At 71.0% G+C, this 22,894-nt stretch carries 21 protein-coding genes and 1 tRNA gene; 13 read left to right on the forward strand and 9 right to left on the reverse strand.

Annotated elements, in window-relative coordinates; translation table 11 throughout:
• On the reverse strand, positions 1–1,391 hold a 1,391-nt coding region (locus AXW62_RS32400; protein ID WP_060947623.1), incomplete at its 3' end, for a sensor histidine kinase.
• A gap of 156 nt (positions 1,392–1,547) precedes the next feature.
• Between AXW62_RS32400 and AXW62_RS32405 the strand changes: the two genes are divergently transcribed.
• From AXW62_RS32405 to AXW62_RS32435, 7 genes are all read left to right on the forward strand, one after another.
• Positions 1,548–2,441 carry a hypothetical protein gene (locus tag AXW62_RS32405; RefSeq protein WP_252368820.1) on the forward strand — a complete coding sequence of 298 codons (894 nt, stop codon included), beginning with the start codon at positions 1,548–1,550 and terminating at the stop codon, positions 2,439–2,441.
• Between the two features lie 28 nt (positions 2,442–2,469).
• A tRNA-Gln gene (locus tag AXW62_RS32410) sits at positions 2,470–2,544 on the forward strand.
• 114 nt (positions 2,545–2,658) lie between these two features.
• Complete coding sequence (gene glmU, locus AXW62_RS32415; protein WP_079105425.1) at positions 2,659–4,116, forward strand: bifunctional UDP-N-acetylglucosamine diphosphorylase/glucosamine-1-phosphate N-acetyltransferase GlmU; 1,458 nt, start codon at positions 2,659–2,661, stop codon at positions 4,114–4,116.
• A gap of 71 nt (positions 4,117–4,187) precedes the next feature.
• Positions 4,188–5,165 carry a ribose-phosphate diphosphokinase gene (locus tag AXW62_RS32420; protein WP_060947625.1) on the forward strand — a complete coding sequence of 326 codons (978 nt, stop codon included), beginning with the start codon at positions 4,188–4,190 and terminating at the stop codon, positions 5,163–5,165.
• A 199-nt stretch (positions 5,166–5,364) separates the two neighbouring features.
• Complete coding sequence (locus tag AXW62_RS32425; RefSeq protein ID WP_060947626.1) at positions 5,365–5,958, forward strand: 50S ribosomal protein L25/general stress protein Ctc; 594 nt, start codon at positions 5,365–5,367, stop codon at positions 5,956–5,958.
• A 128-nt stretch (positions 5,959–6,086) separates the two neighbouring features.
• Positions 6,087–6,677, forward strand: coding sequence for an aminoacyl-tRNA hydrolase (gene pth, locus AXW62_RS32430; protein WP_030822135.1), 591 nt, complete (start codon positions 6,087–6,089; stop codon positions 6,675–6,677).
• 69 nt (positions 6,678–6,746) lie between these two features.
• Positions 6,747–7,265, forward strand: a complete 519-nt coding sequence (locus AXW62_RS32435; protein ID WP_060947627.1) for a hypothetical protein — start codon at positions 6,747–6,749, stop codon at positions 7,263–7,265.
• 213 nt (positions 7,266–7,478) lie between these two features.
• On the opposite strand, the gene ppc is transcribed toward AXW62_RS32435, so the two are convergent.
• Positions 7,479–10,199 (reverse strand): phosphoenolpyruvate carboxylase, encoded by a 2,721-nt coding sequence (gene ppc, locus AXW62_RS32440; RefSeq protein WP_060947628.1) that lies wholly within the window; start codon positions 10,197–10,199, stop codon positions 7,479–7,481.
• A 246-nt stretch (positions 10,200–10,445) separates the two neighbouring features.
• On the opposite strand from ppc, the gene AXW62_RS32445 reads away from it, so the two are divergent.
• The 3 genes from AXW62_RS32445 to AXW62_RS32455 all read left to right on the forward strand — a co-directional run bounded on the left by AXW62_RS32445 (position 10,446) and on the right by AXW62_RS32455 (position 12,748).
• The gene (locus tag AXW62_RS32445) at positions 10,446–11,426 is read left to right on the forward strand and encodes an acyl-CoA desaturase (RefSeq protein ID WP_079115905.1); all 981 of its coding nucleotides are present in this window, start codon (positions 10,446–10,448) and stop codon (positions 11,424–11,426) included.
• A gap of 7 nt (positions 11,427–11,433) precedes the next feature.
• Complete coding sequence (locus AXW62_RS32450) at positions 11,434–12,132, forward strand: TetR/AcrR family transcriptional regulator (protein WP_060947630.1); 699 nt, start codon at positions 11,434–11,436, stop codon at positions 12,130–12,132.
• A 157-nt stretch (positions 12,133–12,289) separates the two neighbouring features.
• Complete coding sequence (locus tag AXW62_RS32455) at positions 12,290–12,748, forward strand: hypothetical protein (protein ID WP_244502764.1); 459 nt, start codon at positions 12,290–12,292, stop codon at positions 12,746–12,748.
• A 4-nt stretch (positions 12,749–12,752) separates the two neighbouring features.
• Here the strand turns inward: AXW62_RS32455 and AXW62_RS41775 are convergent, their stop codons facing one another.
• The 3 genes from AXW62_RS41775 to AXW62_RS32470 form a co-directional block, all read right to left on the reverse strand.
• Positions 12,753–13,595, reverse strand: a complete 843-nt coding sequence (locus AXW62_RS41775; protein ID WP_060947631.1) for a hypothetical protein — start codon at positions 13,593–13,595, stop codon at positions 12,753–12,755.
• Between the two features lie 242 nt (positions 13,596–13,837).
• Positions 13,838–14,482, reverse strand: coding sequence for a Uma2 family endonuclease (locus AXW62_RS32465; RefSeq protein ID WP_060947632.1), 645 nt, complete (start codon positions 14,480–14,482; stop codon positions 13,838–13,840).
• A gap of 162 nt (positions 14,483–14,644) precedes the next feature.
• The gene (locus AXW62_RS32470; protein WP_060947633.1) at positions 14,645–15,469 is read right to left on the reverse strand and encodes a trans-aconitate 2-methyltransferase; all 825 of its coding nucleotides are present in this window, start codon (positions 15,467–15,469) and stop codon (positions 14,645–14,647) included.
• Positions 15,470–15,595: 126 nt separating this feature from the next.
• On the opposite strand from AXW62_RS32470, the gene AXW62_RS32475 reads away from it, so the two are divergent.
• On the forward strand, positions 15,596–16,093 hold the full coding sequence (locus tag AXW62_RS32475) for a MarR family winged helix-turn-helix transcriptional regulator (protein ID WP_014054422.1): 498 nt from the start codon (positions 15,596–15,598) through the stop codon (positions 16,091–16,093).
• On the opposite strand, the gene AXW62_RS32480 is transcribed toward AXW62_RS32475, so the two are convergent.
• The 4 genes from AXW62_RS32480 to galT all read right to left on the reverse strand — a co-directional run bounded on the left by AXW62_RS32480 (position 16,052) and on the right by galT (position 20,522).
• A complete protein-coding gene (locus AXW62_RS32480) occupies positions 16,052–16,894 on the reverse strand; it encodes a response regulator transcription factor (RefSeq protein WP_030822111.1) in 843 nt (280 codons plus the stop codon). The genes AXW62_RS32475 and AXW62_RS32480 overlap by 42 nt on opposite strands.
• A gap of 342 nt (positions 16,895–17,236) precedes the next feature.
• Positions 17,237–18,448 carry a galactokinase gene (gene galK / locus AXW62_RS32485; RefSeq protein ID WP_060947634.1) on the reverse strand — a complete coding sequence of 404 codons (1,212 nt, stop codon included), beginning with the start codon at positions 18,446–18,448 and terminating at the stop codon, positions 17,237–17,239.
• Positions 18,445–19,458: a UDP-glucose 4-epimerase GalE gene (gene galE / locus AXW62_RS32490; protein WP_060947635.1), complete on the reverse strand. Its 1,014-nt coding sequence runs from the start codon at positions 19,456–19,458 to the stop codon at positions 18,445–18,447. The genes galK and galE overlap by 4 nt, the downstream gene beginning before the upstream one ends.
• Entirely contained in the window at positions 19,455–20,522 is a 1,068-nt protein-coding gene (galT, locus tag AXW62_RS32495; RefSeq protein WP_060947636.1) for a galactose-1-phosphate uridylyltransferase, read from the reverse strand. Before galT ends, galE begins: the two co-directional genes overlap by 4 nt.
• 163 nt (positions 20,523–20,685) lie before the next feature.
• On the opposite strand from galT, the gene AXW62_RS32500 reads away from it, so the two are divergent.
• Together AXW62_RS32500 and AXW62_RS32505 are read left to right on the forward strand one after the other, a co-directional pair.
• The gene (locus AXW62_RS32500; protein WP_060947637.1) at positions 20,686–22,356 is read left to right on the forward strand and encodes a sodium:solute symporter family protein; all 1,671 of its coding nucleotides are present in this window, start codon (positions 20,686–20,688) and stop codon (positions 22,354–22,356) included.
• 28 nt (positions 22,357–22,384) lie between these two features.
• The gene (locus AXW62_RS32505; RefSeq protein WP_030822096.1) at positions 22,385–22,699 is read left to right on the forward strand and encodes a hypothetical protein; all 315 of its coding nucleotides are present in this window, start codon (positions 22,385–22,387) and stop codon (positions 22,697–22,699) included.
• Positions 22,700–22,894: the final 195 nt, after the last annotated feature.

The following is a 22,894-nucleotide window of genomic DNA, read 5'->3' on the forward strand; positions in this document are numbered from 1 at the left end:
CCCCCCGACACAAACCCCCCGCCGAGCGTCGACACCCGCTCCCTCATCCCGACCAGCCCATTCCCCCCACTGGGCAGCCCCGCGTCCGCCGCGCCACGCTCGGACGGTCCGTTCTCCACCAGCACCGCGATCTCGGCCACCCGGTGCGCCACCCGAACCCGCGCACTCGCGCCCGGAGCGTGCTTGTGCACATTGGTCAGCGCCTCCTGGACCACGCGGTAGGCCGTCTGCTCCACCGAGGCCGCGTACCGCCGCTCCTCACCCTCCACCGACAGCTCCACCGCCATCCCCGCCGCCCGCGACTGCCCCACCAGCGCCTCCAGCTCGGCCAGCCGCGGCCCCCCGAGCGCCTCCGCACCCCTCCCGGCCGCCTCCGCCGCCTCGGCTGCCGCCGAAGCCGCCGCCGCCACCGACGCCAGCGGCCGCTCCCCGGCGGACGACCCGGCGACGCCACCCGCATCCCCGGCCGACGACTCCGGAGCGGACGACTCCGGAGCGGACGACCCGGCCGAAGACCCCGAAGCCGCCGCGGCCGGACCACCCGCACCCGGCGCCCGCAGACCGTCCTCGGACCGCAGCACCCCCAGCATCTGCCGCAGCTCCGTCAACGCCTGCCGCCCCATGTCCCCCACCAGCGCCGCGTTCTTCGACGCCTTCTCCGGATCCTTCAGCGCCACCGCCTGCAACGCCGCCGCATGCACCACCATCAAGCTCACCCGGTGCGCCACCACGTCGTGCATCTCCCGCGCGATCCGCGTGCGCTCCTCGTTACGGGCCCACTCCGCCCGCTCCTCCGCCCGCTCCGCGAGCAACGACAGCTCCCGCTCCAGACCGTCCGCCCGCTCCCGCAGACTCTCCACCAGCCGCCGCCGGGCCCGTACATACAGCCCCAGCAGCACCGGCGGAGCCGTCAGCCCCAACGTGAGCAACGCGGCGAACATCGGGCCCTCCCAGACGGAGGTCCCCAGACCGCTCTCCTCCCCCGCCCGCCGGAAGTCGATCATCGTGACGAGGAAGGTCCCCACCCCCGCCATCCCCGCCAGCACCGCCGTGAACCGGCGCGGCACCTCCGACGAAGCGAGCGTGTACAGCCCCACGACCCCCAGCAGCAGCCCCATCTCCGCGGGCGTGATCGCGATCGATATCAGCACCACGGCGATCGCCCAGCGCCGCCGCAACACCAGCGCGGACCCGACCACCAGCCCGATCAGCACCCCGGCCGCGACCGGAATCCGGGCATCGTGGGCGAAGCCGACACCCTCCGCCGCACACTCGACCGCCGACGCGACACCGAGCAGGACATCGAGCCCCATGCTCCGCCGGCGCGCCCACCACCACGGGCCCGCGGGCGCGCCCCGCGCGCCCGCGGCCTCTTCCCCCGTCGAACTCATGGCGCCCAGCCTACGGCCGGGCGCCAGCGCTTTTCCCGGGGACACGACGGCGCACAAGGGACTCGAACACCAAGCAAAGCCACCCATTTAACTCGAACGAATGAATCGCGCACATTTTCGCCTCGGCGCGCCCGAACAGCGGACGACCCTGTGGCCATGACCACACCACGCCGCCGCGACGGCGACAGCGTGGGCGGCCTGCGCGACGGGTCGACCACATTCGAAGAACTGAGGGAACGGGCGATCGCGTTACGGAGGGAGGGGCTGAGCCGCCGACAGATCCGCGACCGGCTGAAAGTGAGCAACAACGACATCCTGAACCGCCTCCTGGAAGGCGAGCCACCACCCGACTGGACCAAGCGCCCCAACGCCAAGGACGACCTGCGGACCAGGGCGCGCGAGATGCGACGGCAGGGCATGACGTACGACAGGATCCAGCTGGAACTGGGCTGCTCCAAGAGCTCCATCTCCCTGCGGGTCCGCGACCTGCCGAAACCGGACCGGCCGCCCCGCACCCGCGAGGAGGCGTCGGCGATCGCCAAGCGGGGGTGGGAGCCGACGCTGCGGCGGCGGGAGATCGAGCGCCAGCAGACGAAGTTCTCGGCGGCACGGGAGATCGGCGCGATGACGGACCGGGAACTATTCCTGGTGGGGGTGGGGCTGTACTGGTCCGAGGGATCGAAGAGCAAGCCGCACAACCCGGCCGAACGGGCCATCTTCATCAACAGCGACCCGGACATGATCCGGCTCTACCTCCGCTGGCTGTCCCTGCTCGGCGTCGAACCGGAACGACTGCGCTACCGCGTGAATATCCACGAATCCGCCCGGGTCGCCGACGCGGAACGCTACTGGGCAGAGGTCATCGGCGTGGACGTCACTACCCTCGAGAGGACGACACTCAAAAGGCACAACCCGAAGACCGTCCGCAAGAACGTGGGCGAGGGGTACCGGGGGTGTCTGGTGGTCCGCGTCCTCAAGAGTGCTGACCTATACCGTCGCATTGAGGGCTGGTGGTACGGCATAGTGGTGGGGGCCAGGTCGGCAGATTGATCAACTGTCCGAATTGACCCATTTGCCCTCCCCTGTGGTGTAATTGGCAACACGACCGGTTTTGGTCCGGTTGTTCCAGGTTCGAGTCCTGGCGGGGGAGCCACACGTTCCGTTTCCTCGGGGTCCCGACCGCCCCACCCGGCACCCTCCTCCCTTTCCGCCCGGAAACCTCTCGGTATCCTGCGGGTGTCCACTCCCGAAGCCGAAGGGCACACCCGTGAGCGCCAACCGCCCGGCAGCCGTCGTCGTTCTCGCAGCGGGTGAGGGCACCCGCATGAAATCGGCAACCCCGAAGGTTCTGCACACCCTCTGCGGCCGCTCCCTCGTCGGGCATGTCGTCGCCGCCTCCCGTGAGCTCTCGCCCGAGCATCTGGTGGTCGTGGTCGGCCACGCCCGGGAGCAGGTCTCCGCGCATCTGGCCGAGATCGACGCCGAGGTGCGCACCGCCGTCCAGCACGAGCAGAACGGCACCGGGCACGCCGTCCGGATGGGGCTGGAGGAGCTGTCCGACAGCGGGGTCGTCCTCGACGGCACGGTGATCGTCGTCTGCGGTGACACGCCGCTGCTGACCGGTGAGACCCTCGAGCGGCTCGCCGCGGCGCACTCCGCCGACGGGAACGCGGTGACCGTGCTGACGGCGGAGGTCCCCGACGCCACCGGTTACGGCCGGATCGTGCGGGACGGCGCGACCGGTGCCGTCACCGCGATCGTGGAGCACAAGGACGCGACCGACGCGCAGCGCGCGATCCGTGAGATCAACTCCGGGGTCTTCGCCTTCGACGCCCAGCTGCTCACCGACGCCCTCGGGAAGGTGCGCACCGACAACAGCCAGGGTGAGGAGTACCTCACCGATGTGCTGGGCATTCTGCGCGAGGCCGGGCACCGGGTGGGCGCGTCGGTGGCGGCCGACCACCGCGAGATTGTCGGGATCAACAACCGGGTCCAGCTGGCGGAGGCCCGCAGGCTGCTGAACGACCGGCTGCTGGAGCGGGCGATGCTCAGCGGGGTGACCGTTGTCGATCCGGCCACCACGTGGATCGATGTGACCGTCACGTTCGAGCCGGATGCGCTGGTCCATCCGGGCACCCAGCTGCTGGGGGCCACCCATCTGGCCGCGCAGGCCGAGGTCGGGCCGCATGCGCGGCTGACCGACACCACGGTCGGCCGGGGCGCGGTGGCCGCGTTCACGGTCGCGGAGGGTGCGGAGATCGGCGCGGGGGCGAGTGTGGGGCCGTACGCCTATCTGCGTCCGGGGACCCGGCTGGGGGCCAAGGCCAAGGCGGGTACGTACGTGGAGATGAAGAACGCCACGATCGGCGAGGGCACGAAGGTGCCGCATCTGTCCTATGTGGGCGACGCGACGATTGGTGAGTACACCAATATCGGGGCCGCGAGCGTCTTCGTGAACTACGACGGCGTGAACAAGCACCACACCACCATCGGCAGCCACTGCCGAACCGGGGCCGACAACATGCTTGTGGCTCCCGTCACGATCGGGGACGGTGCTTACACCGCCGCCGGATCGGTCATCACCAAGGATGTGCCTCCGGGCTCGCTGGCCGTCGCACGCGGACAGCAGCGGAACATCGAGGGCTGGGTCGCCCGCAAGCGTCCCGGAAGCGCCGCGGCACAGGCCGCCGAGGCCGCTCGTCGGGAGGACGACGGCCAGCCGTGACATGTGCACAGGTGCGCCGTGCGGGGCGTACGGTGAGAAGTGCACCAAAGTGACATCCAAGGAGACATGTTGTGACCGGGATCAAGACGACCGGCGAGAAGAAGTTGATGCTCTTCTCCGGCCGCGCCCACCCCGAGCTGGCCGAGGAGGTCGCCCATGAGCTGGGCGTCAGCTTGGTCCCGACCAAGGCATTCGACTTCGCCAACGGCGAGATCTACGTCCGCTTCCAGGAGTCCGCACGTGGTGCCGACTGCTTTCTGATCCAGAGCCACACGGCTCCGATCAATAAGTGGATCATGGAACAGCTCATCATGATCGACGCGCTGAAGCGGGCCTCCGCGCGCTCGATCACGGTGATCGTTCCGTTCTACGGCTATGCCCGTCAGGACAAGAAGCACCGTGGCCGTGAGCCGATCTCGGCCCGGCTGATCGCGGACATGTTCAAGACGGCGGGTGCCGACCGGATTCTCACGGTCGATCTGCACACCGACCAGATCCAGGGTTTCTTCGACGGTCCGGTGGACCATCTGTTCGCGCTGCCGGTGCTCGCCGACTACGTGGGTGCGAAGGTCGACCGGTCCAAGCTCACCGTGGTGTCGCCGGACGCCGGCCGGGTGCGGGTCGCGGACCGCTGGTGCGACCGGCTGGGCGCGCCGCTGGCGATCGTGCACAAGCGGCGGGATCCGGATGTGGCCAATCAGGTCACCGTCCATGAGGTGGTCGGTGATGTGCGGGGCCGGGTGTGTGTGCTGGTCGACGACATGATCGACACTGGTGGCACCATTTGCGCGGCGGCGGACGCGCTGTTCGCGAATGGCGCGGAGGATGTGATCGTGACCGCGACGCACGGTGTGCTGTCGGGTCCGGCGGCGGACCGGCTGAAGAATTCCAAGGTCAGTGAGTTCGTCTTCACCAACACGTTGCCGACGCCGAGCGAGGTGGAGCTGGACAAGGTGACGGTGTTGTCGATGGCGCCGACGATCGCCCGTGCGGTGCAGGAGGTCTTCGAGGACGGCTCGGTGACCAGCCTGTTCGAGGAGCACGCGTGAGCGGCTTAGCGTCGTCCGGTTTGTTCTGAGGCCACTCCCGTGAGGGGGTGGCCTCAGCCGTTGGTAGAATCGTTGGGTTGCTCGGCGAGGGAGGCCGCGTCCGTATCGCGGCGCTCCGTTATCGACGCGCTCTTCGTAGCTGGTCTGTCGTGGGCCGGGTGACGCCCACACACCGTAAATGATCTACGAGGAGTGCCCCATGGCCGAGGTCAAGATCCCCGCTCAGCCCCGTACCGAGTTCGGCAAGGGCGCGGCTCGCCGGGCCCGTGCGGCCGACCGTGTGCCCGGTGTGGTGTACGGCCACGGCGCGGAGCCGCTGCACATCACCCTTCCGGCGCATGACCTGCTGATGGCGCTGAAGACGCCGAACGTGCTGATCCGCCTGGACATCGAGGGCGGCAAGAGCGAGCTGGTCATCCCGAAGGCCGTGCAGCGTCACCCGATCAAGATCGGCGTGCTGGAGCACATCGACCTGCTGCTGGTACAGAAGGGCGAGAAGGTCACCGTCGAGGTGCCGGTCCTCACCGAGGGTGACCTGGCGCCGGGCGGCAACCTGCTTGAGCACGTGCTGAACGCGCTGCCGGTCGAGGCCGAGGCGACCCACATCCCGGAGTCGGTCACCGTGTCCATCGAGGGCCTGGAGGCGGGTGCCACCATCCACGCCAAGGACATCGCGCTTCCGGCGGGCACCGTGCTGGCCGTCGAGGAGGACGCTCCGGTGCTCCACGTGGTCGCCGCCCAGGCCGAGGCCGCTGCCGAGGAGGGCGCCGAGGGCGAGGGCGCCGAGGCGTAAGCTCCGGCCCTTCCCGTTCCGCTTCCCCGGCCGCCGTCCCGCCCCGGCCGCCGCCGTCGTGTTCGTTGTCGGTACGACGCCGGTGGCCGCTGGCGGGGCGGCGGCCGTCCTCAAGGAGAGACATCCAGATGACGGATGACACCAGCCCTTGGCTTGTGGTGGGCCTCGGCAACCCCGGGGGCGAGTACGCGGGCAACCGTCACAACGTCGGCTTCATGGTGGCCGATCTGCTGGCGGAGCGCATGGGTGCCCGTTTCAAGGCGCACCGGTCGCGGGCCCAGGTCGTCGAGGGCCGGGTGGGTCCGCCGGGTCCGCTGAGCCGCCGGGTCGTCGTCGCCAAGCCGATGTCGTTCATGAACCTGTCGGGTGGTCCGGTCACGGCGCTGCGTGATTTCTACAAGGTGCCGGTGGGTCATGTGGTGGCGGTTCATGATGAATTGGACATCGACTACGGCGCGCTGCGGTTGAAGATCGGCGGGGGTGACAATGGCCACAACGGGCTGAAGTCGATCACCAAGTCGCTGGGGGCGGACTACTGCCGGGTGCGGTTCGGAATCGGTCGTCCGCCGGGCCGGATGGATGTCGCGGCGTTCGTGCTGAAGGACTTTTCCGCTGCGGAGCGCAAGGAGTTGGCGTACTTCGTGGACCGTGCGGCGGACGCGGTGGAGACGCTCATCGTGGACGGGCTGGAGCGCGCGCAGGGTACCTACAACTCCTGAAAGACGCCGTTCGCCCGTTTGTTCGCCGGTAGGTTGACCGGGGGGCGGGGGATGGCGAGGATCGCCGCCATGGCTTTCACCGGTGTGACCAAGCGCAGCCGTACGCGGCGGGCGGGCGAGAGCGCGTACGGGCTTTTGTTGCTGGCGAAGAACGCGGCGATGGCGCTCATCGCGCTGCTGATCCTGGTCGCCGGGGTGTGGTCCTCGTGGGGGGACGCGAAGCCGACGATGCTCACCAAGGGGCTGGAGCGCGGCACGGTCACGGTTTCCGACTGTGATGACGAGTGGTGCACGGGCTCGTTCAGCCCGGCCCGCGCGGGCGGTGAGGCGCATGGCCGGGTGCGGATCGACGAGGCGGTCACGGACGGGACGGGCGACCGGGTGCCGGTGGCCCTCAAGCCGGGTACGGACCATGCCGTCCGCACGGGTGCCGCCGGGATCCTGCACGCCTGGGTTCCGTTCGGCGGTTCTCTGCTGCTCGGGTCCCTGGTCGTCGCGGGTGGCCTCGGGATGCGCCGTACCGGCTGGAGCATGGGGCTGTTGGGCGCGGTGCTGGTGGGGGCGTCCTTCGCCACGTTGACGGTGTAGCGCCACGTTGACGGTGTAGCGGTGGCCCGGCGCCCCCGCGGTCCGGGTTCCCCTCTGCTCCGGCGCCGTCCCGCCGTCGTGGGTGGCCGGACCCGGGCACGGGCAGCGGCGGAGCGGGGGGTGTGGGGGCTCAGCCCCCGCATGACGAACCGCGCACCCCCGCACGGGGTGGGGCCCCGCTCCCGCGGGGCCCCACCCCGTGTCGCGCCGTGGTCAGCCCGTGTTGCGCAGGCCCGCGGCGACGCCGTTGACCGTGAGGAGGAGGGCACGGGCGAGCAGCGGGTCGGGCTCCTCGCCGCGTTCGCGTGCGGTGCGCTGGCGGTGGAGCAGGGTCACCTGGAGGTAGGAGATCGGGTCGAGGTAGGCGTCCCGGACGTGGAAGGTCTGCTTCAGGACCGGGTTGTGGTCGAGGAGTTCGCGCTCACCGGTGATGCGCAGGACCTCTCGCACCGTCAGTTCGTGCTCGCGCTGGATGACGTCGAAGACGTGCTTCAGCTCGTCGGGTACCAGGGTGTCGACGTAGTGCCGGGCGATCCGCAGGTCCGTCTTGGCCAGCGTCATCTCGACGTTGGAGAGGAAGTTGCGGAAGAAATGCCAGTGCTGGTGCATTTCGTCGAGGACGCCGTCGAGTCCGGCGTCGCGGGCGGCCTTGAGGCCGGAGCCGACGCCGAACCAGCCGGGGACGATCTGCCGGGACTGGGTCCAGCCGAACACCCAGGGGATCGCGCGCAGTCCGTCGAGGCCGGCGCCGGAGTCGGGGCGGCGGGAGGGCCGGGAGCCGAGGTGGAGTTCGGCGAGTTGGTCGACGGGGGTGGAGGCGAAGAAGTAGGCGGGCAGGTCGGGGTCGTCGACGAGTGCGCGGTAGGCGTTGTGGGCGGCGTCGGAGACGGTTTCCATGGCCGCGTCCCAGCGGGCGAGCGCCTCGTCGGACTGGCGGGGCGCGGTGTGCAGGGCGGATGCCTGGAGGGTGGCGGCGACGGTGAGTTCGAGGTTTTCGCGGGCGAGTGAGGGCACCAGGTACTTGTCGGAGATGACCTCGCCCTGTTCGGTGACCTTGATCTCGCCTTCGAGGGTGCCCCAGGGCTGGGCGAGGATGGCGTCGTGGGTGGGGCCGCCGCCGCGGCCGACGGTGCCGCCGCGGCCGTGGAAGAGCCGCAGTCGTACGCCGTGCCGGTGGGCGACGTCGCGGAGCAGCCGCTGGGCGCGGTGGATTTCCCACTGGGAGGTGGTGATGCCGCCGAACTTGGAGGAGTCGGAGTAGCCGAGCATGACCTCCTGGACGTCGCCGCGGAGGGCGACGAGCCGCCGGTAGGAGGGGTCGGCGAGCATCTCGTCGAGGAGCTTGTCGGCGATCTTGAGTTCTTCGGTGGTTTCCAGCAGCGGGACGATGCCGATCTTGGCCCAGCCGGCGTGGAGGTCGATCAGGCCGGCCTCGCGGGCGAGGACGGCGGCGGCGAAGACGTCGTCGGAGCCCTGGCACATGGAGATGATGTAGGACTCGACGATTTCGGGGCCGAAGCGCTCGAAGGATTCGCGGATGGTGTGGAAGACGCCGAGGGTCTTGGCGCCGGCGGCGTCGAGGGGCGCCGGGGTGGGGGCGAGGGGGCGCCGGGAGCGGAGTTCCTTGGCGAGCAGCTTGCGGCGGTAGTCGCGCGGCATGTCGGCGTAGCGCCAGGATTCCTCGCCGAGCCGGTCGAAGAGCTGGCCGAGCGCGTGGTGGTGGGCGTCGGCGTGTTCGCGGACGTCCATGGTGGCGAGCTGGAGGCCGAAGGTGGCGAGGGTGCGGATGGCGCGTTCGAGGCGGCCGTCGGCGATGAGCTGGCCGCGGTGGGCGCGCAGGGAGTCCTGGATGAGCTGGAGGTCGGCGAGGAGTTCGGCGGAGCCGAGGTAGTCGCGGCCGGGCTGGTGGGGGGTGTCGCCGGCGAGCCGTTCGCGGGTGTTGATGAGCTTCTGCCGCATGCAGGTGGCCTTGAGCCGGTAGGGCTCTTCGGCGTTGAGCCGCTTGTAGCGGGGGCTGATCTCGGGCAGCAGTTCGAGGTCGCGCTGGAGGGAGGCGAGGAGTTCCTCGGAGGCTCCGGTGTTGCGGATGGAGCTGGAGAGGGCGGCGCGCAGGTCGTCGATGATCTTCAGCGCGTCGGTGATGCCGTGCTCGTGCTGGAGGATCAGGACGTCGCGGGTGACCTCGGGGGTGACGTTGGGGTTGCCGTCGCGGTCGCCGCCGATCCAGGTGCCGAAGGTGAGGGGGCGGGTGGTGGCGGGCAGCGGGGCGCCGACGCGTTCGAGTTCGGCGGTGAGGTCCTCGAGGAGGTCGCCGACGGCGCCCGCGTGCAGTTCGTCGAGGTAGTAGATGGCGTTGCGGGCTTCGTCGGCGGGTTCGGGGCGGGCGACGCGCAGTTCGTCGGTCTGCCACAGGAGGTCGATGTTCTCGGCGAGCCGCAGGTCGGCGCGGCGGGCGTCGCCGCCGACGGCGAGGGTGTCGAGCAGCTCGGCGATGCGGCGGAGCTTGGTGAGGACGGTGCGGCGGGCGGCCTCGGTGGGGTGGGCGGTGAAGACGGGGCGGACGCCGAGGTTGGCGACGGTCTGCCGGAGGTGCTCGGGGTCGGCGTCCTTGAGCTGGTCGACCGTGCGGGTGAGGATGCCGCCCTCGGCGGCGCGGCGGGCGCGGAGCTCGCGGCCGCGGTGCACCTGTTCGGTGACGTTCGCCAGGTGGAAGTAGGTGGAGAACGCGCGTACGAGCTTGGCGGCGGTCTCGAGGTCGGTGGAGCCGAGCAGCTCGGCGGCGGCCTCGCCGTCACTGCGGGTGAGGGCGCGGACGCGCTCGACGAGTTCGAGGAGGTCGGGTCCCTCCTGGCGGACGAGGGTCTCGCCGAGCAGATCGCCCAGACGGCGGATGTCGGCACGCAGGGCGGCGTTGGTGTGGTCGGCACTGCTCACAGGTGCGGGCTCCTTGCAGTGAACGGGGTTCGAAGCGCGGCATCAGGGCTGTGCGGCGGCTGCCGCGGGCCGCTGACCCGGTGCTTTCGGCCATGTGCGGACCGCGCTGTCCGACGCCCTCCAGGATAGGCGGCACGGCCCTGGGGGAAACCAGAGCCCTGTTGCCCTGCTTCACGGCCCTGCCATACTTACGTCGCCGTAGGTTACGCAACCGTAGCCATGCCCCCGAGCCCCACGAGGGATCCCATGACTGCAAGCCCCGACGTGGTAAACGACACGCCGAAGGCCCAGGAGGCCCCGCTCCCCTCCGCCACGCTCGGCGGGGACAGCAAGCGCTCGATCGAACAGATCACCCTTCTGCTCTTCATCACCGTCCCCTTCGTCGCGCTGGTCGCGGCGATCCCCCTGGCCTGGGGTTGGGGGGTGAGCTGGCTGGATCTGGCGCTGCTGGTGGCGATGTACTTCATCGGCTGCCACGGCATCACGATCGGCTTCCACCGCTACTTCACCCATGGCTCGTTCAAGGCGAAACGGCCGCTGCGGATCGCGTTGGCGATCGCGGGGTCGCTGGCCGTGGAGGGGCCGCTGGTCCGCTGGGTGGCCGACCACCGCAAGCACCACAAGTTCTCCGACGCGGAGGGCGACCCGCACTCCCCGTGGCGGTACGGCGAGACCGTTCCGGCCCTGATGAAGGGGTTGTGGTGGGCGCATATCGGCTGGATGTTCGATGAGGAGCAGACGCCGCAGGAGAAGTACGCACCGGATCTGATCAAGGACGGCGCCACCCGGGCGATTTCCCGGCAGTTCGTGGTGTGGACGGTGGTCTCGCTGCTGCTGCCGGCGCTGATCGGCGGACTGGTGACCTGGTCCTGGCAGGGCGCGGCGACCGCCTTCTTCTGGGGGTCCCTCGTCCGGGTGGCCCTGCTGCACCATGTGACCTGGTCGATCAACTCGATCTGCCACGCGGTCGGCAAGCGCCCGTTCAAGTCGCGGGACCGCTCCGGGAACGTGTGGTGGCTGGCGGTCCTCTCGTGCGGCGAGTCCTGGCACAACCTGCACCACGCGGACCCGACCTGTGCCCGGCACGGGGTGATGAAGGGGCAGCTGGACTCCAGCGCCCGGCTCATCCGCTGGTTCGAGAAGGCGGGCTGGGCGTATGACGTCCGGTGGCCGAGCCAGGCGCGTATCGAAGCCCGCCGTCAAGGGGAGTCCGCCGGAGCGGCATGATGGGGGCGTGGCGACCGACAGTGATACCAGCGGTGAGAAGGACCGGCCGGTCCGGGCCGGCCGGTCCTCCGGTTCGGGGGCCCGGCGGCCGCGCCGGGTCCGGATGACCGGCAAGGAGCGCCGGGAGCAGCTGCTGGACATCGGTCGCACGCTCTTCGCCGAGCGTGGCTTCGAGGGCACCTCGGTGGAGGAGATCGCGGCGAAGGCCGGGGTGTCCAAGCCGGTGGTGTACGAGCACTTCGGCGGCAAGGAGGGGCTGTACGCGGTCGTGGTGGACCGGGAGATGCGGCGGATGCTGGACATGGTGACCACGTCGTTGACCGCGGGCCATCCGCGGGAGCTGTGCGAGCAGGCCACCTTCGCCCTGCTGGACTACATCGAGGAGTACACGGACGGGTTCCGGATCCTGGTCCGTGATTCGCCGGTCGCCCAGTCGACGGGCACCTTCGCCTCGCTGATCAGCGATATCGCCACCCAGGTGGAGGACATTCTGGGCCTGGAGTTCAAGGCCCGCGGTTTCGACGCCAAGCTCGCCCCGCTGTACGCGCAGGCGCTGGTGGGCATGGTGGCGCTGACCGGCCAGTGGTGGCTGGACGTCCGCAAGCCGAAGAAGGCCGAGGTCGCGGCGCATCTGGTGAATCTGGCCTGGCACGGTCTGGACGGGCTGGAGCAGAAGCCGCGGCTGATCGGCCACCGCAAGTCCTGACCGCCGGGCCACCGCACGTCCGGCTGCCGGGGCACCGCACGTCCTGCTGCGGGGCCGCACATCCTGATGTCCCGGGACCGGTCCGCGCGTCCGGGGGCTGGTCCGCGCGTCCCCCTCGCGGGGATGATGGGGGCCACGGGGAGGGGGACTTCGGGACATGAGTACGGGGGAGCGGTCCGAGGCGCGGCGGCAGGCGGTGGCCGTGGGGCCGGGCGTCTGCCATGCGCTCGGCCTGATGATGCTGGTTGTCACCGAGTGGGTGCGCGCCGATCTGAAGGACGCGACGGCCTTCGCGTCGCACGCCTATCTGAAGGACATGATCGAGTTCGCGGCCTCGCTGGCCGACACGGACTGGTACAAGCCCGCCGTGGACCTGTACGACACGGTCTCCTTCGGTGAGCCGCGGGCCGCCCTGTGGGCGGCCGTGTTCATGGCGCTCGTCGTGCGGCTCAACCGCTACGGGCCGGAGGAGCCCCAGCGGCTGCTGTCCTGGGTGGCCGCCGCCTACTGCCTGCTGGCCACGCTGGCCCTGCTGCCGTATCTGGCCGCCCCGGGGGCCGGCGCCCTGGTGCTGCTGGCGCTGAGCGGGGGCCTGGTGAACGTGGCCACCCGCTGAGCGGTCAGCCCTGGTACACCATGGTGCACAGCAGTGTCCGGCCGCCGTTCACCAGCCACGACCAGTAGGACGTACGGTCGCCCCGGACCCGGGCGCAGTTCGCCGCGGAGGCGTTCGCCGGGGCCTGGTAGACGCCGGTGATGTGCAGGATCCGGTTGTACCGGGCCGGGACCCGCTTCGCCTCGCAGTCCACCACGGTCATCAGCCCGGCGTTCATCCGCGCCTGCCGCCCGCTGCCCGTCTGCTCGGCCAGCAGGCAGTACCCCGCCTTGTACTGGCGGGTCAGGCACAGGGCGGTGGTCCGCCCGCGCGAGGTGTACGACAGGTAGTTCTGCCCCGGGCCCTGCGGACAGGCCGCGCCGCTGCCGCGCACCGCGCTCACCCACATGAACGCCCTTCCGGCGCCGCAGTCGACCGGGACGGGCATCCTGGTGTTGTAGTCGCCGTACCCGGTGTCGTAGACGGCGAGGCAGTCCCCGGGGCGCACCGCCCGGTACGCCTCCTCGGTGGGGTCCGGCGCCGGGGTGGGCGTGGCGGGCGCCTGGGGCTCGGTCGGCCGCGCCCCTCCCCCGCCGTCTCCGGAGCCGTAGCCGGGCAGCGAGGCGCTGGGGAGGCCCGTGGGGGTTACGCCGGGGAGGCCGCCGGGGCTCGTCGGCGGGCGCGAGGCTCCGCCGGCCGGCAGGGCGCTGCCCGCGAAGGAGGTCGTGTCGTCCCCCTCGGCCACCTGCGGCAGCACGAGCACGGCGAACGCGAGGGCGGCGGCCAGCAGGATCCAGATGCCGCGCTGCCGCTGCTCCTCGCTGCCCCCGCCTGTGCCCGGATCCAGCCCGTCCGATGCGCTGCTCATGGCTCTCCCCCGAGAACGTGGCCACCGCCTGTGGTGTCCGGCGTGTCCACGGTCTCATGACACACCGGTTCAGGGGAGCGCTGCGGAGGCATTGCGGCACGGCCCGTACCCGCCTCGTACGCGCCCGGCTCGCGATGTGCGCCGGCCGCTCTCACTCGGCCGCGTCCGGGTGCCGGCCCGCACCGGGGCGCGCCTGACCGTCATGACCTGGCCGTCATGACCTGGCCGTCATGACCTGGCCGTCACTGCCTGACGATCGCGTCCCCGATGACGAACCCCTTCGCCGGACCGTCGGGGATGACGGCGTCGGTGCCGTAGGGCACGCGGTGCTCGTCGGCGTAGACGGCCTTGCCGGGGTTGGGTGCGGTGAGGATGACGACCGTGCCGTCGCCGTCGAAGTCGTCGATCAGGACGTAGAGCGGGATGCCCGCGCGGGCGTAGGCCCGGCGATTGCGCTCCCGGTCGCGCAACTGGGCTTCCCGGCCGGGCGAGACCACCTCGAAAACGGCCTGGACGCCGCTCGCGTCCACTCCGAGGTCCTCTTCGTCGGGGATCTCGTCCAGGTCTTCGGGGGCGATGAAGAGGTCGGGGATCCACACTTTGTGGCGGTGGATGAGATTGCCGTCCTGGTACGCGGCGTGATCGCCGTCCGCGAGATGGGTCTCCAGGGCCCGGCGGAGGCGGTTGATGAGCACGGTATGACGGCGACGGCCGGTGGGCGACACCTCGATGAACTCCTCGACGATCTCGGCCCGGTAGCCCTCGGGGAGTTCCATGGCCTTCCACGCCTGCCACAGCACCTCGTCCAGGGCCACGGCCTCATGTCCGGCGGCCGAGGACATGCCTTCATCCACGGCGGGGCACGGCTCGTGCGCGAGAGCGGTCATCGTGAAGCACCTCCTCCATCAGTCTGGGCGCCGGCGCCACTGCGGCACAAGCGACACCGTGACGCTATGCGTCCGAGACCATCCATCACGGCAAACTTCGAACCGATCATCCGATCGGGTGAAATCACCCGATCGGACCCAGGCGGCGCCCGGAAGCCGCGGTCAGCCCTGCGGCTTGCGGGCCACGACGAAGATGCGGCGGAAGGGGAAGGCCGTGCCGTAGGGGGCGGAGGGGTAGGCGTCGCGGAGGAGGGCGGCGTAGGCGGTCAGGAAGCGGTCGCGGGCGGGCGGGTCGTCGGCGAGGGCGGTCAGGATCGGGCGCAGGGCGGTGCCCTTGGTCCAGTCGAGGACGGGGTCGGGGCCGGTCAGGATCTGCACATAGGTGGTCTCCCAGGCGTCCACCTCGCAGCCGAGTGCAGCCAGGCGCTCCAGGTAGTCGGTCGGCTCCAGGGAGGCGGCGGGGTCGCGGAGGAGGGCGGCGAGGCGGTCGCGCCACTCCGGCGCCTCGCACAGTTCGCGCAGCAGGGTGTGGCTGGGGGCGGTGAAGTTGCTGGGGACCTGGAAGGCGAGGGTGCCGCCGGGGCGCAGGCCGGCCACCCAGGCGCCGAGGGAGTCGGCGTGGCCGGGGACCCACTGGAGGGCGGCGTTGGAGACGATCAGGTCGTAGGGCTCCTCCGGCGTCCAGTTCCGCAGGTCGGCGGGGCGGAAGTCGAGGCGGCCGCCGCCGGTGGTGGGGCCCGCGAGGGGCTGGGCCTCGGCGAGCATCTCGGCGGAGTTGTCCAGGCCGGTGACCTGGGCGCCGGGCCAGCGGTCGAAGAGCAGGACGGTGACGTTGCCAGGGCCGCAGCCCAGGTCGGCGATGCAGGGCGGGCGGCCGGGCCCGGTGGGCAGGTCGGGGACGCGGGCGAGGAGGTCGAGGAAGGGGCGGGTGCGGTAGCCGGCGTGGCGCAGATACTGCTGAGGGTCCCAGTTGGGCGCGGTGGTCATGGTGGTCCCCCTGTGGGTACGGGTCGGTGCTGGGCGCCGCGATGCGCGCCCTGCCGCTTACCGTGCCCCACGGTATCTCTTGACGTCAAGAGACTTCATGTCGACAGACCCACTACACTGATCGCCATGGAGGACGAGGTCGATCGGCTGGTCGCGGCGTGGCGGCGGGAACGCCCCGACCTCGATGTGGAGCCGCTGGAAGTGCTCAGCCGGGTGAGCCGGCTCGCCCGCCATCTCGACCGGGCCCGGCGGATCGCCTTCGCCGAGCACAATCTGGAGCCCTGGGAGTTCGATGTCCTGACCTCGCTGCGCCGGGCCGGGCCCCCGTATCAGCTCTCCCCCGGGCAGCTGCTGACCCAGACCCTGGTCACCTCGGGCACCATGACCAACCGCATCGACCGGCTCGCCAAGAAGGGGCTGGTCGAGCGGGGGCCCGACCCGAGTGACCGGCGAGGTGTGCTGGTCCGGCTGACCGCCGAGGGGCGGGACCGCGCCGATCAGGCACTGGCCGGGCTGCTGGATCATGAGCACGCCATCCTGGCCGAGCTCTCCCAGGCCCAGCGCGCCGAGCTGGCCGCGCTGCTACGCCAGCTGACCGCCCCGTTCGACAATCTCCCCGGCTAGGTCGACCGGGCCCACTCCGGCGCGCCGGGCCAGCGCCACGGCCGCCAGTGTGGAGTGCACGCCCAGCTTGCCCAGCACGTTCTGCATATGGGTGCGGACGGTGTGCGGGGAGAGGAAGAGCCGCTCGGCGACGGCCTTGCGGCCGAGCCCGGCCACCATGCAGCGCAGCACCTCCCGCTCACGCGGCGTCAGCGACTCGACCAGGCGCTCGCTTTCGGTGCGGTGCTTACGGGCGGCCGTCAACTCCCGCAGTACGCCGGTGAGCAGGGCGGGCGGCAGATGGGTCTCGTCCCTGAGCACCCCCCGGATGACCGCGAGCAGCCGGACCAGTGAGCAGTCCTTGGCGACCCAGCCGGACGCCCCGGCCTGCAGCGCCGCCGCCGCGCGGCGCGGGTCGTCCCGCTCGGCCAGCACCACGGTGCGCACGCCCGGCTGGGCGGAGCGGACCGCGCCGACCAGTGAGATGCCGTCGGCCGCGCGGCCGTTCACCGCGCGGGCGGGGCCGCCGTGCACCCCGCCGTGGATGCCGGTGTGCGGTGTGCCGTTCGCCCCGCCGTGGGCGATCTCGGCGGGCACCGGGAACGGTGGCCCCACGCCGTCGGCGGCGGTGCCCAGATCGGCGTCGATCAGCGACACGTCGAAGCGGCGGCCCTCCGCCGCTCCGCGCTCCAGACAGCGCAGCGCCGCCGGGCCGCTTCCGGCCGCCGCCACGTCCACGTCCTGTTCCGCCGCGAGGGCGGCGGCCAGTGACTCGGCGAAAATACGATGGTCATCGACCACGAGAACCCGAACACGTGCCACGGACAACCCCCCACGTCGCCGGATGAAAACCCCGGATACACCGAGAAACAGTGCGGTACGGCGCCCGGCGAGAGGTCACCGCAACCCGCACGGCCGCCGCCGTGCTGTGATTGCTACCCCACCCCGGGCGTCGTACCTGACTGTCTCGCCCCCTGATCAGCGTCGGCCCCCACCGACGCTGTACTCAGAGTAAGGCCGTGGTCCCATATCTGAAGCCGTTTGACGAAACTGACCGTTCTCGGTTGTTCACTATGGGTTTCCTGTTCGCTCTTGAGGAGTCATGGGTCCAAGGGGGACAGAAATTAGCCGAGAACGATCAAGACGCCGGGAGGGGGCGTCGCGTCAGAGCCGTCGCGCCCCCGCGCTGGGCACCGCCGGGAAGATCCGCGGGGCCCGGTGGCCGGCCGCGTCGAACGCCTCGGTCACCGCCTTGCTCACCGCCTCCGCGTCCGACTCCTCCACCAGCACGATGGCCGAGCCGCCGAAACCGCCGCCGGTCATCCGCGCGCCGAGCGCACCCGCTGCGTTCGCCGTCTCCACCACCAGGTCGAGCTCGGCGCAGGAGACCTCGAAGTCGTCGCGGCAGGAGGCGTGCCCGGCGGTCAGCACCGGCCCGATCGACCGGGTGTCCCCCGCGTCGAGCCGCTCGATGACCTCCTCCACCCTGCGGTCCTCGGTCACCACATGGCGGACCCGCCGCCGGGTGGTCTCGTCGCAGCCCAGCCGCTCCAGCTCGGCGAGCGTCGCGTCCAGCTCCCCGAAGGGCACATCGCGCAGCGCCCGCACCCCCAGCGCCCGCGCGGCCGCCTCGCAGGAGGCGCGGCGGTTCGCATAGGCGCCGTCGCCCAGCTCGTGCTTGACCCGTGTGTCCACGACCAGCAGCCGCAGCCCCTCGGCCGCCAGGTCGAACGGCACCTGGCGCTGGGTGAGGTCGCGGGCGTCGAGGAAGAGGGCGTGCCCCTCGGTACAGCACGCCGACGCCGTCTGGTCCATGATCCCGCAGGGCACGCCCACGAAGGCGTTCTCCGCGCGCTGGCACAGCCGGGCGATGCGCTGCGGGGCGATCCCCAGTCCGTACAGATCGTTCAGCGCGGTGGCCGTGACCACCTCCAGCGCGGCGGACGACGACAGCCCGGCGCCGGTGGGCACGGTGGACTCGAAGTGCAGGTCGGCACCGGGCGCGCGGCCGGCGGAGGGGCCGGGCAGCAGCCCGGCCTCGGCGAGCGCCCATACGACGCCCGCCGGGTACGCCGCCCATCCGCCGCGGTCACCGCCCGCCCCGACCGGGACGAGGTCGGCGACGCGCAGTTCGACGGCGCCGCCCGGGGCGTCCCCCGAGTGCACCCGGAGCACGCCGTCGGAGCGCGGGGAGACCGCGGCCAGACAGGTGTGCGGCAGCGCCAGCGGCATCACGAAGCCGTCGTTGTAGTCGGTGTGCTCGCCGATCAGGTTGACCCGCCCCGGCGCCGCCCACACCCCCGCGGGCGCATGGCCGAACACCTCGCGGAACGCCTCCGCCGTACGCTCCGGGCCGTGCCCTTGTGTGTCGTTCACTCGCTCTCCCTCCGCCGCGCCTCGGCGAACTTCCACGCGTCCGCGACGATCCCGGCCAGGTCGGCGCGGGTCGGGCGCCAGCCCAGGCGCTCCTTGGCGCGCTCGGCGGAGGCCACCAGGACCGCCGGGTCGCCGCCGCGGCGCGGCGCGGCGATCTCGGGGATGGGGTGGCCGGTGACCTGGCGCACCGTTTCGATGACCTCGCGGACGGAGAAGCCGTTTCCGTTGCCGAGGTTGCAGATGAGGTGCTCGCCGGGGCGGACCCCGCGGTCCGCGGCGCCTCCGGGGAGGGCGGCGTCCAGGGCGAGCAGATGGGCCTCGGCGAGGTCGGCGACGTGGATGTAGTCGCGGACGCAGGTGCCGTCGGGGGTGGGGTAGTCGTCGCCGTAGACGGAGATGGCCTCGCGGCGGCCCTGGGCGACCTGGAGGACCAGGGGGATGAGGTGGGACTCGGGGTCGTGGCGCTCGCCGTGGGCCCCGTAGGCGCCCGCGACGTTGAAGTAGCGCAGGGAGACCGCGGCCAGGCCGTGGGCGGCGCATTCGCCGCTGATCATGTGGTCGACGGCCAGTTTGCTGGCGCCGTAGGGGTTGGTGGGCGCGGTGGGGAGGTCCTCGGTGATGGGGACCTGGTCGGGTTCGCCGTAGGTGGCGGCGGTGGAGGAGAAGACCAGGGTGCGCACCCCGGCGTCGCGCATCGCGGCGAGCAGCTCGGTGGTGCCGCCCACATTGTTGACCCAGTACTTCTCGGGATTGACGACGGACTCGCCGACCTGGGAGAAGGCCGCGAAGTGCAGCACTCCGTCATAGCTGGGGTCGAGCCACTTGGCGGCGTCCTGGATGCGGCCCTCGATGAACTCCGCGCCCCGGGGGACCCCGGCGCGGTGTCCGGTGGACAGGTCGTCCAGCACCGTCACCCGGTGTCCGGCTTCGAGCAGATGCGCCGCGACCACGCTGCCGACATAGCCCGCACCGCCGGTGACCAGGTACTTCCTCTGCTGCGCAGTACTCACTTGCTCGCTACCTCTCGCAGTCGCTCGGCCGCGGCCTCCGGCGGCACATCGTTGATGAACACATTCATGCCGGATTCGGAACCCGCGAGAAACTTCAGCTTGCCGGAAGTGCGGCGGATGGTGAAAAGCTCGAGGTGGAGGGCGAATTCACCGCGGTCGGCCATGCGGTACGGCGCCTGGTGCCAGGCGGCGATGTACGGCGTGGGCCCCTCGCCCGCGGTGCCGTTCGCACCGTCCGTCCCGTCGAAGATCCGGTCGAAGCGCTTCAAGAGTTCCAGATACATCTGTGGGAACTCTGTGCGCGCGGCCTCGTCCAGCGCCGGCAGGTCCGGGACCCGCCGCTTGGGGTAGAGGTGCACCTCGTACGGCCAGTGGGCGGCGTAGGGGACGAACGCGGTCCAGTGCTCTCCGTCGAGCACCACGCGGCGCCCGTCGGCCAGCTCGTCGGCGACCACGTCGTCGAACAGGTTGCGGCCGGTGGTCTCGCGGTGCTCGGCGAGCGAGCGGAGCATCAGCCGCGTACGCGGGGTCACGAAGGGATAGCCGTAGATCTGGCCGTGCGGATGGCCGAGGGTGACACCGATCTCCTTGCCCCGGTTCTCGAAGCAGAAGACCTGCTCGACGGAGGGGTGCTGGGCCAGCTCCGCGGTGCGGTCGGTCCACGCCTCGAGCACCAGGGCGGCCTGTCCGGCGTCGAGGTCGGCGAAGGAGGCGTGGTGGTCGGAGGTGAAGCACACCACCTCGCACCGGCCCGAGTCCCCGGCCAGCGACGGGAAGCGGTTCTCGAAGACCACGACGTCGTAGTCGGGGGCGGGGATCTCGCTGTGCCGCCCCTCGCGGGAGGGGCACAGCGGGCATTCGTCGGCCGGCGGGTGGTAGGTGCGGGCCTGGCGGTGGGAGGCGATCGCCACCCGGTCGCCGAGGAGGCGGTCGTGCCGGATCTCCGAGCGGGTCGCGATGGGGTCGAGCGGCCGCTGGTCGACGGCGTCGCGCACCGCGTCGTCGCGTGCGTCGTAGTAGATCAGCTCGCGTCCGTCCGCGAGCCGCGTCGCCGTCTTCTTCACTCCGCAGCTCCTGCCTTGCGTACCCAACACAACTCAACATAATGAACCACAAGCCAACAGCCCCGTCAATGCACGGTGAAGCCGCTCGGACAAACCGGGAGAATTCGGATACCTTCACCGCACGTTTCCAGTGCATTCCGTTCCGGCGATGAGGCGAGTCACCATGCACTGTCTGGCAGCGGGGCTCCGGCTCCCCACCAACGCGCTCGACTACACGATCCTGGTCCTCTACTTCGCCGTCGTCCTCGGCGTGGGATTCGCCGCCAGAGCGAGCGTCAAGACCAGCCTCGACTTCTTTCTCTCCGGCCGGTCGCTGCCCGCGTGGGTCACCGGTCTGGCCTTCGTCGCCGCCAATCTGGGCGCCCTGGAGATCCTGGGCATGGCCGCCAACGGCGCGCAGTACGGGGTGTACACCGTGCACTGGTACTGGGTCGGCGCCATTCCGGCCATGGTCTTCCTCGGCCTGGTGATGATGCCCTTCTACTACGGCTCCAAGGTACGCTCCGTCCCCGAGTTCCTGCTGCACCGCTACGGACCGGCCTCGCACGTGCTCAGCTCGGTCATCTTCTCGATCGCCTCCGTGCTGATCGCGGGGGTGAACCTGTACGCGATGGCGATCGTGGTGGAGGCGCTGCTGGGCTGGCCGCAGTGGGTGGCCATCGTCGTCGCGGGGCTCTTCGTGCTGGTGTACATCACCCTGGGCGGGCTCTCCTCGGCCATCTACAACGAGGTGCTCCAGTTCTTCGTGATCCTGGCCGCCCTCATCCCGCTCACCGTCGTCGGCCTCCGGCGGGTCGGCGGCTTCGGCGGGCTCAAGGACTCGCTCGTGGCCTCCCACGGCGACAACTTCGTCTCCGCCTGGGGCGGCACCGGCATCGGCTCCGCCAACCCGCTGGGGGCCAACTGGCTGACCATCGTGCTGGGCCTCGGCTTCTGCCTGAGCTTCGGCTACTGGACGACCAACTTCGCCGAGGTACAGCGCGCGCTGTCGGCCCGGAACCTCTCGGCCGCCCAGCGCACCCCGCTGATCGCCGCGTTCCCGAAGATGTTCATTCCGCTGATCGTGGTGGTCCCCGGGCTGATCGCCCTGGTCCTCGATCCGAAGATCGGCTCCACGACGTCCGGTCTGCAGTACAACGACGCGATCCCGCTGCTGATGAGCGAGCTGCTGCCGAACGGGGTGCTGGGGCTGGCGGTGACCGGGCTGCTGGCTGCCTTCATGGCGGGCATGGCGGCCAATGTGTCGGCCTTCAACACGGTCTTCACCAACGACATCTGGCGGGCGTACCTCAGCAGGGGCCGGCCGGACGGGTACTACCTGCTGACGGGGCGGGTGGTGACGGCGGTCGGCGTGCTGGCCGGCATGGGGACCGCCTTCATCGCCTCCTCGTTCAGCAACATCATGAACTATCTGCAGACGCTGTTCTCGTTCTTCAACGTGCCGCTGTTCTGCGTCTTCATCATCGGGATGTTCTGGCGGCGGGCGACCGCCCCGGCCGGGTTCTGGGGGCTGCTCCTGGGCACGGTGTCCGCGATGATCAACTACTTCTGGTTCTACCGGGCGGGGGTCATCTCCATCCCCTCCGACCAGGGCGCCAACTTCGTCTCCGCGATCGTGGCGTTCGTGGTCGGCGGTGTGGTGATGACCGCCGTCACCCCGTTCACCAGGCCCAAGCCGGCGGAGTCGCTGGCCGGTCTGGTCTACGGCACCACCGCGCCCGGCGTGGCCGAGCCGCCGGCCCCGGGTGACGAGGCGTGGTACCGCCGTCCGGCCGTGCTGGGCTGGAGCGCGCTGGTCCTCGCGGCCCTGTGCTACATCCCGTTCTCCCTGTGACCCTCTCCCGAAACGAGGAGCCCGCGCCATGAGTGAGGAGTACGAGTACCGGCACGAGGTCGAGGAGCTGGAGCAGCGGTCGGCGACCGCGGCCCGGCTGTTCGATGTGCGGCGCATCATCGGCGGACTGTTCGTGATCTACGGGATCATCGTCGTCATCGCCGGGTTCACGGCCTCGGAGGCGGATGTGCGCAAGGCGTCGGGCATCAACATCAACCTCTGGACCGGCTGGTGCATGCTCGGGGTCGGCCTGCTCTTTCTGCTCTGGATGAAGCTCAGACCGCTGTCCGCGCCCCGAGCCGCGCCCCCACCGGAGTCCCGGCCCGGGGCCGACCAGGGCTGACGGGGCCGGGTCGGGGCTACGGAGCCGGGGCCGGGCTGACGGGGGGCCGGGGCCGGGCTGACGGGGGCGGGGCAGGGCGGCCAGGCCCGGGCTACCGAGCCGGGTCCGGGCACGGGGCCGGGCACGGGGCCGAGCAGCCGAGGCCGGGCTACGGAGCCGGGCACGGGGTCGGGGCCGGGGCGGCCGGAGCCGGGG

Origin of the sequence: Streptomyces hygroscopicus subsp. hygroscopicus (assembly GCF_001553455.1) — a bacterium.
Classification (GTDB): domain Bacteria; phylum Actinomycetota; class Actinomycetes; order Streptomycetales; family Streptomycetaceae; genus Streptomyces; species Streptomyces hygroscopicus.

What these genes read in the sequence shown, in the direction of transcription:
- AXW62_RS32445 (WP_079115905.1), top strand. Translation starts at nt 10,446, where the DNA reads ATGACTGCAAGCCCCGACGTGGTAAACGACACGCCGAAGGCCCAGGAG.
- AXW62_RS32435 (WP_060947627.1), top strand. Translation starts at nt 6,747, where the DNA reads ATGGCTTTCACCGGTGTGACCAAGCGCAGCCGTACGCGGCGGGCGGGC.
- AXW62_RS32475 (WP_014054422.1), top strand. Translation starts at nt 15,596, where the DNA reads ATGGAGGACGAGGTCGATCGGCTGGTCGCGGCGTGGCGGCGGGAACGC.
- AXW62_RS32465 (WP_060947632.1), bottom strand. Translation starts at nt 14,482, where the DNA reads ATGACCGCTCTCGCGCACGAGCCGTGCCCCGCCGTGGATGAAGGCATG.
- AXW62_RS32425 (WP_060947626.1), top strand. Translation starts at nt 5,365, where the DNA reads ATGGCCGAGGTCAAGATCCCCGCTCAGCCCCGTACCGAGTTCGGCAAG.
- AXW62_RS32455 (WP_244502764.1), top strand. Translation starts at nt 12,290, where the DNA reads ATGAGTACGGGGGAGCGGTCCGAGGCGCGGCGGCAGGCGGTGGCCGTG.
- AXW62_RS41775 (WP_060947631.1), bottom strand. Translation starts at nt 13,595, where the DNA reads ATGAGCAGCGCATCGGACGGGCTGGATCCGGGCACAGGCGGGGGCAGC.
- AXW62_RS32500 (WP_060947637.1), top strand. Translation starts at nt 20,686, where the DNA reads ATGCACTGTCTGGCAGCGGGGCTCCGGCTCCCCACCAACGCGCTCGAC.
- AXW62_RS32470 (WP_060947633.1), bottom strand. Translation starts at nt 15,469, where the DNA reads ATGACCACCGCGCCCAACTGGGACCCTCAGCAGTATCTGCGCCACGCC.
- AXW62_RS32505 (WP_030822096.1), top strand. Translation starts at nt 22,385, where the DNA reads ATGAGTGAGGAGTACGAGTACCGGCACGAGGTCGAGGAGCTGGAGCAG.
- AXW62_RS32405 (WP_252368820.1), top strand. Translation starts at nt 1,548, where the DNA reads ATGACCACACCACGCCGCCGCGACGGCGACAGCGTGGGCGGCCTGCGC.
- pth (WP_030822135.1), top strand. Translation starts at nt 6,087, where the DNA reads ATGACGGATGACACCAGCCCTTGGCTTGTGGTGGGCCTCGGCAACCCC.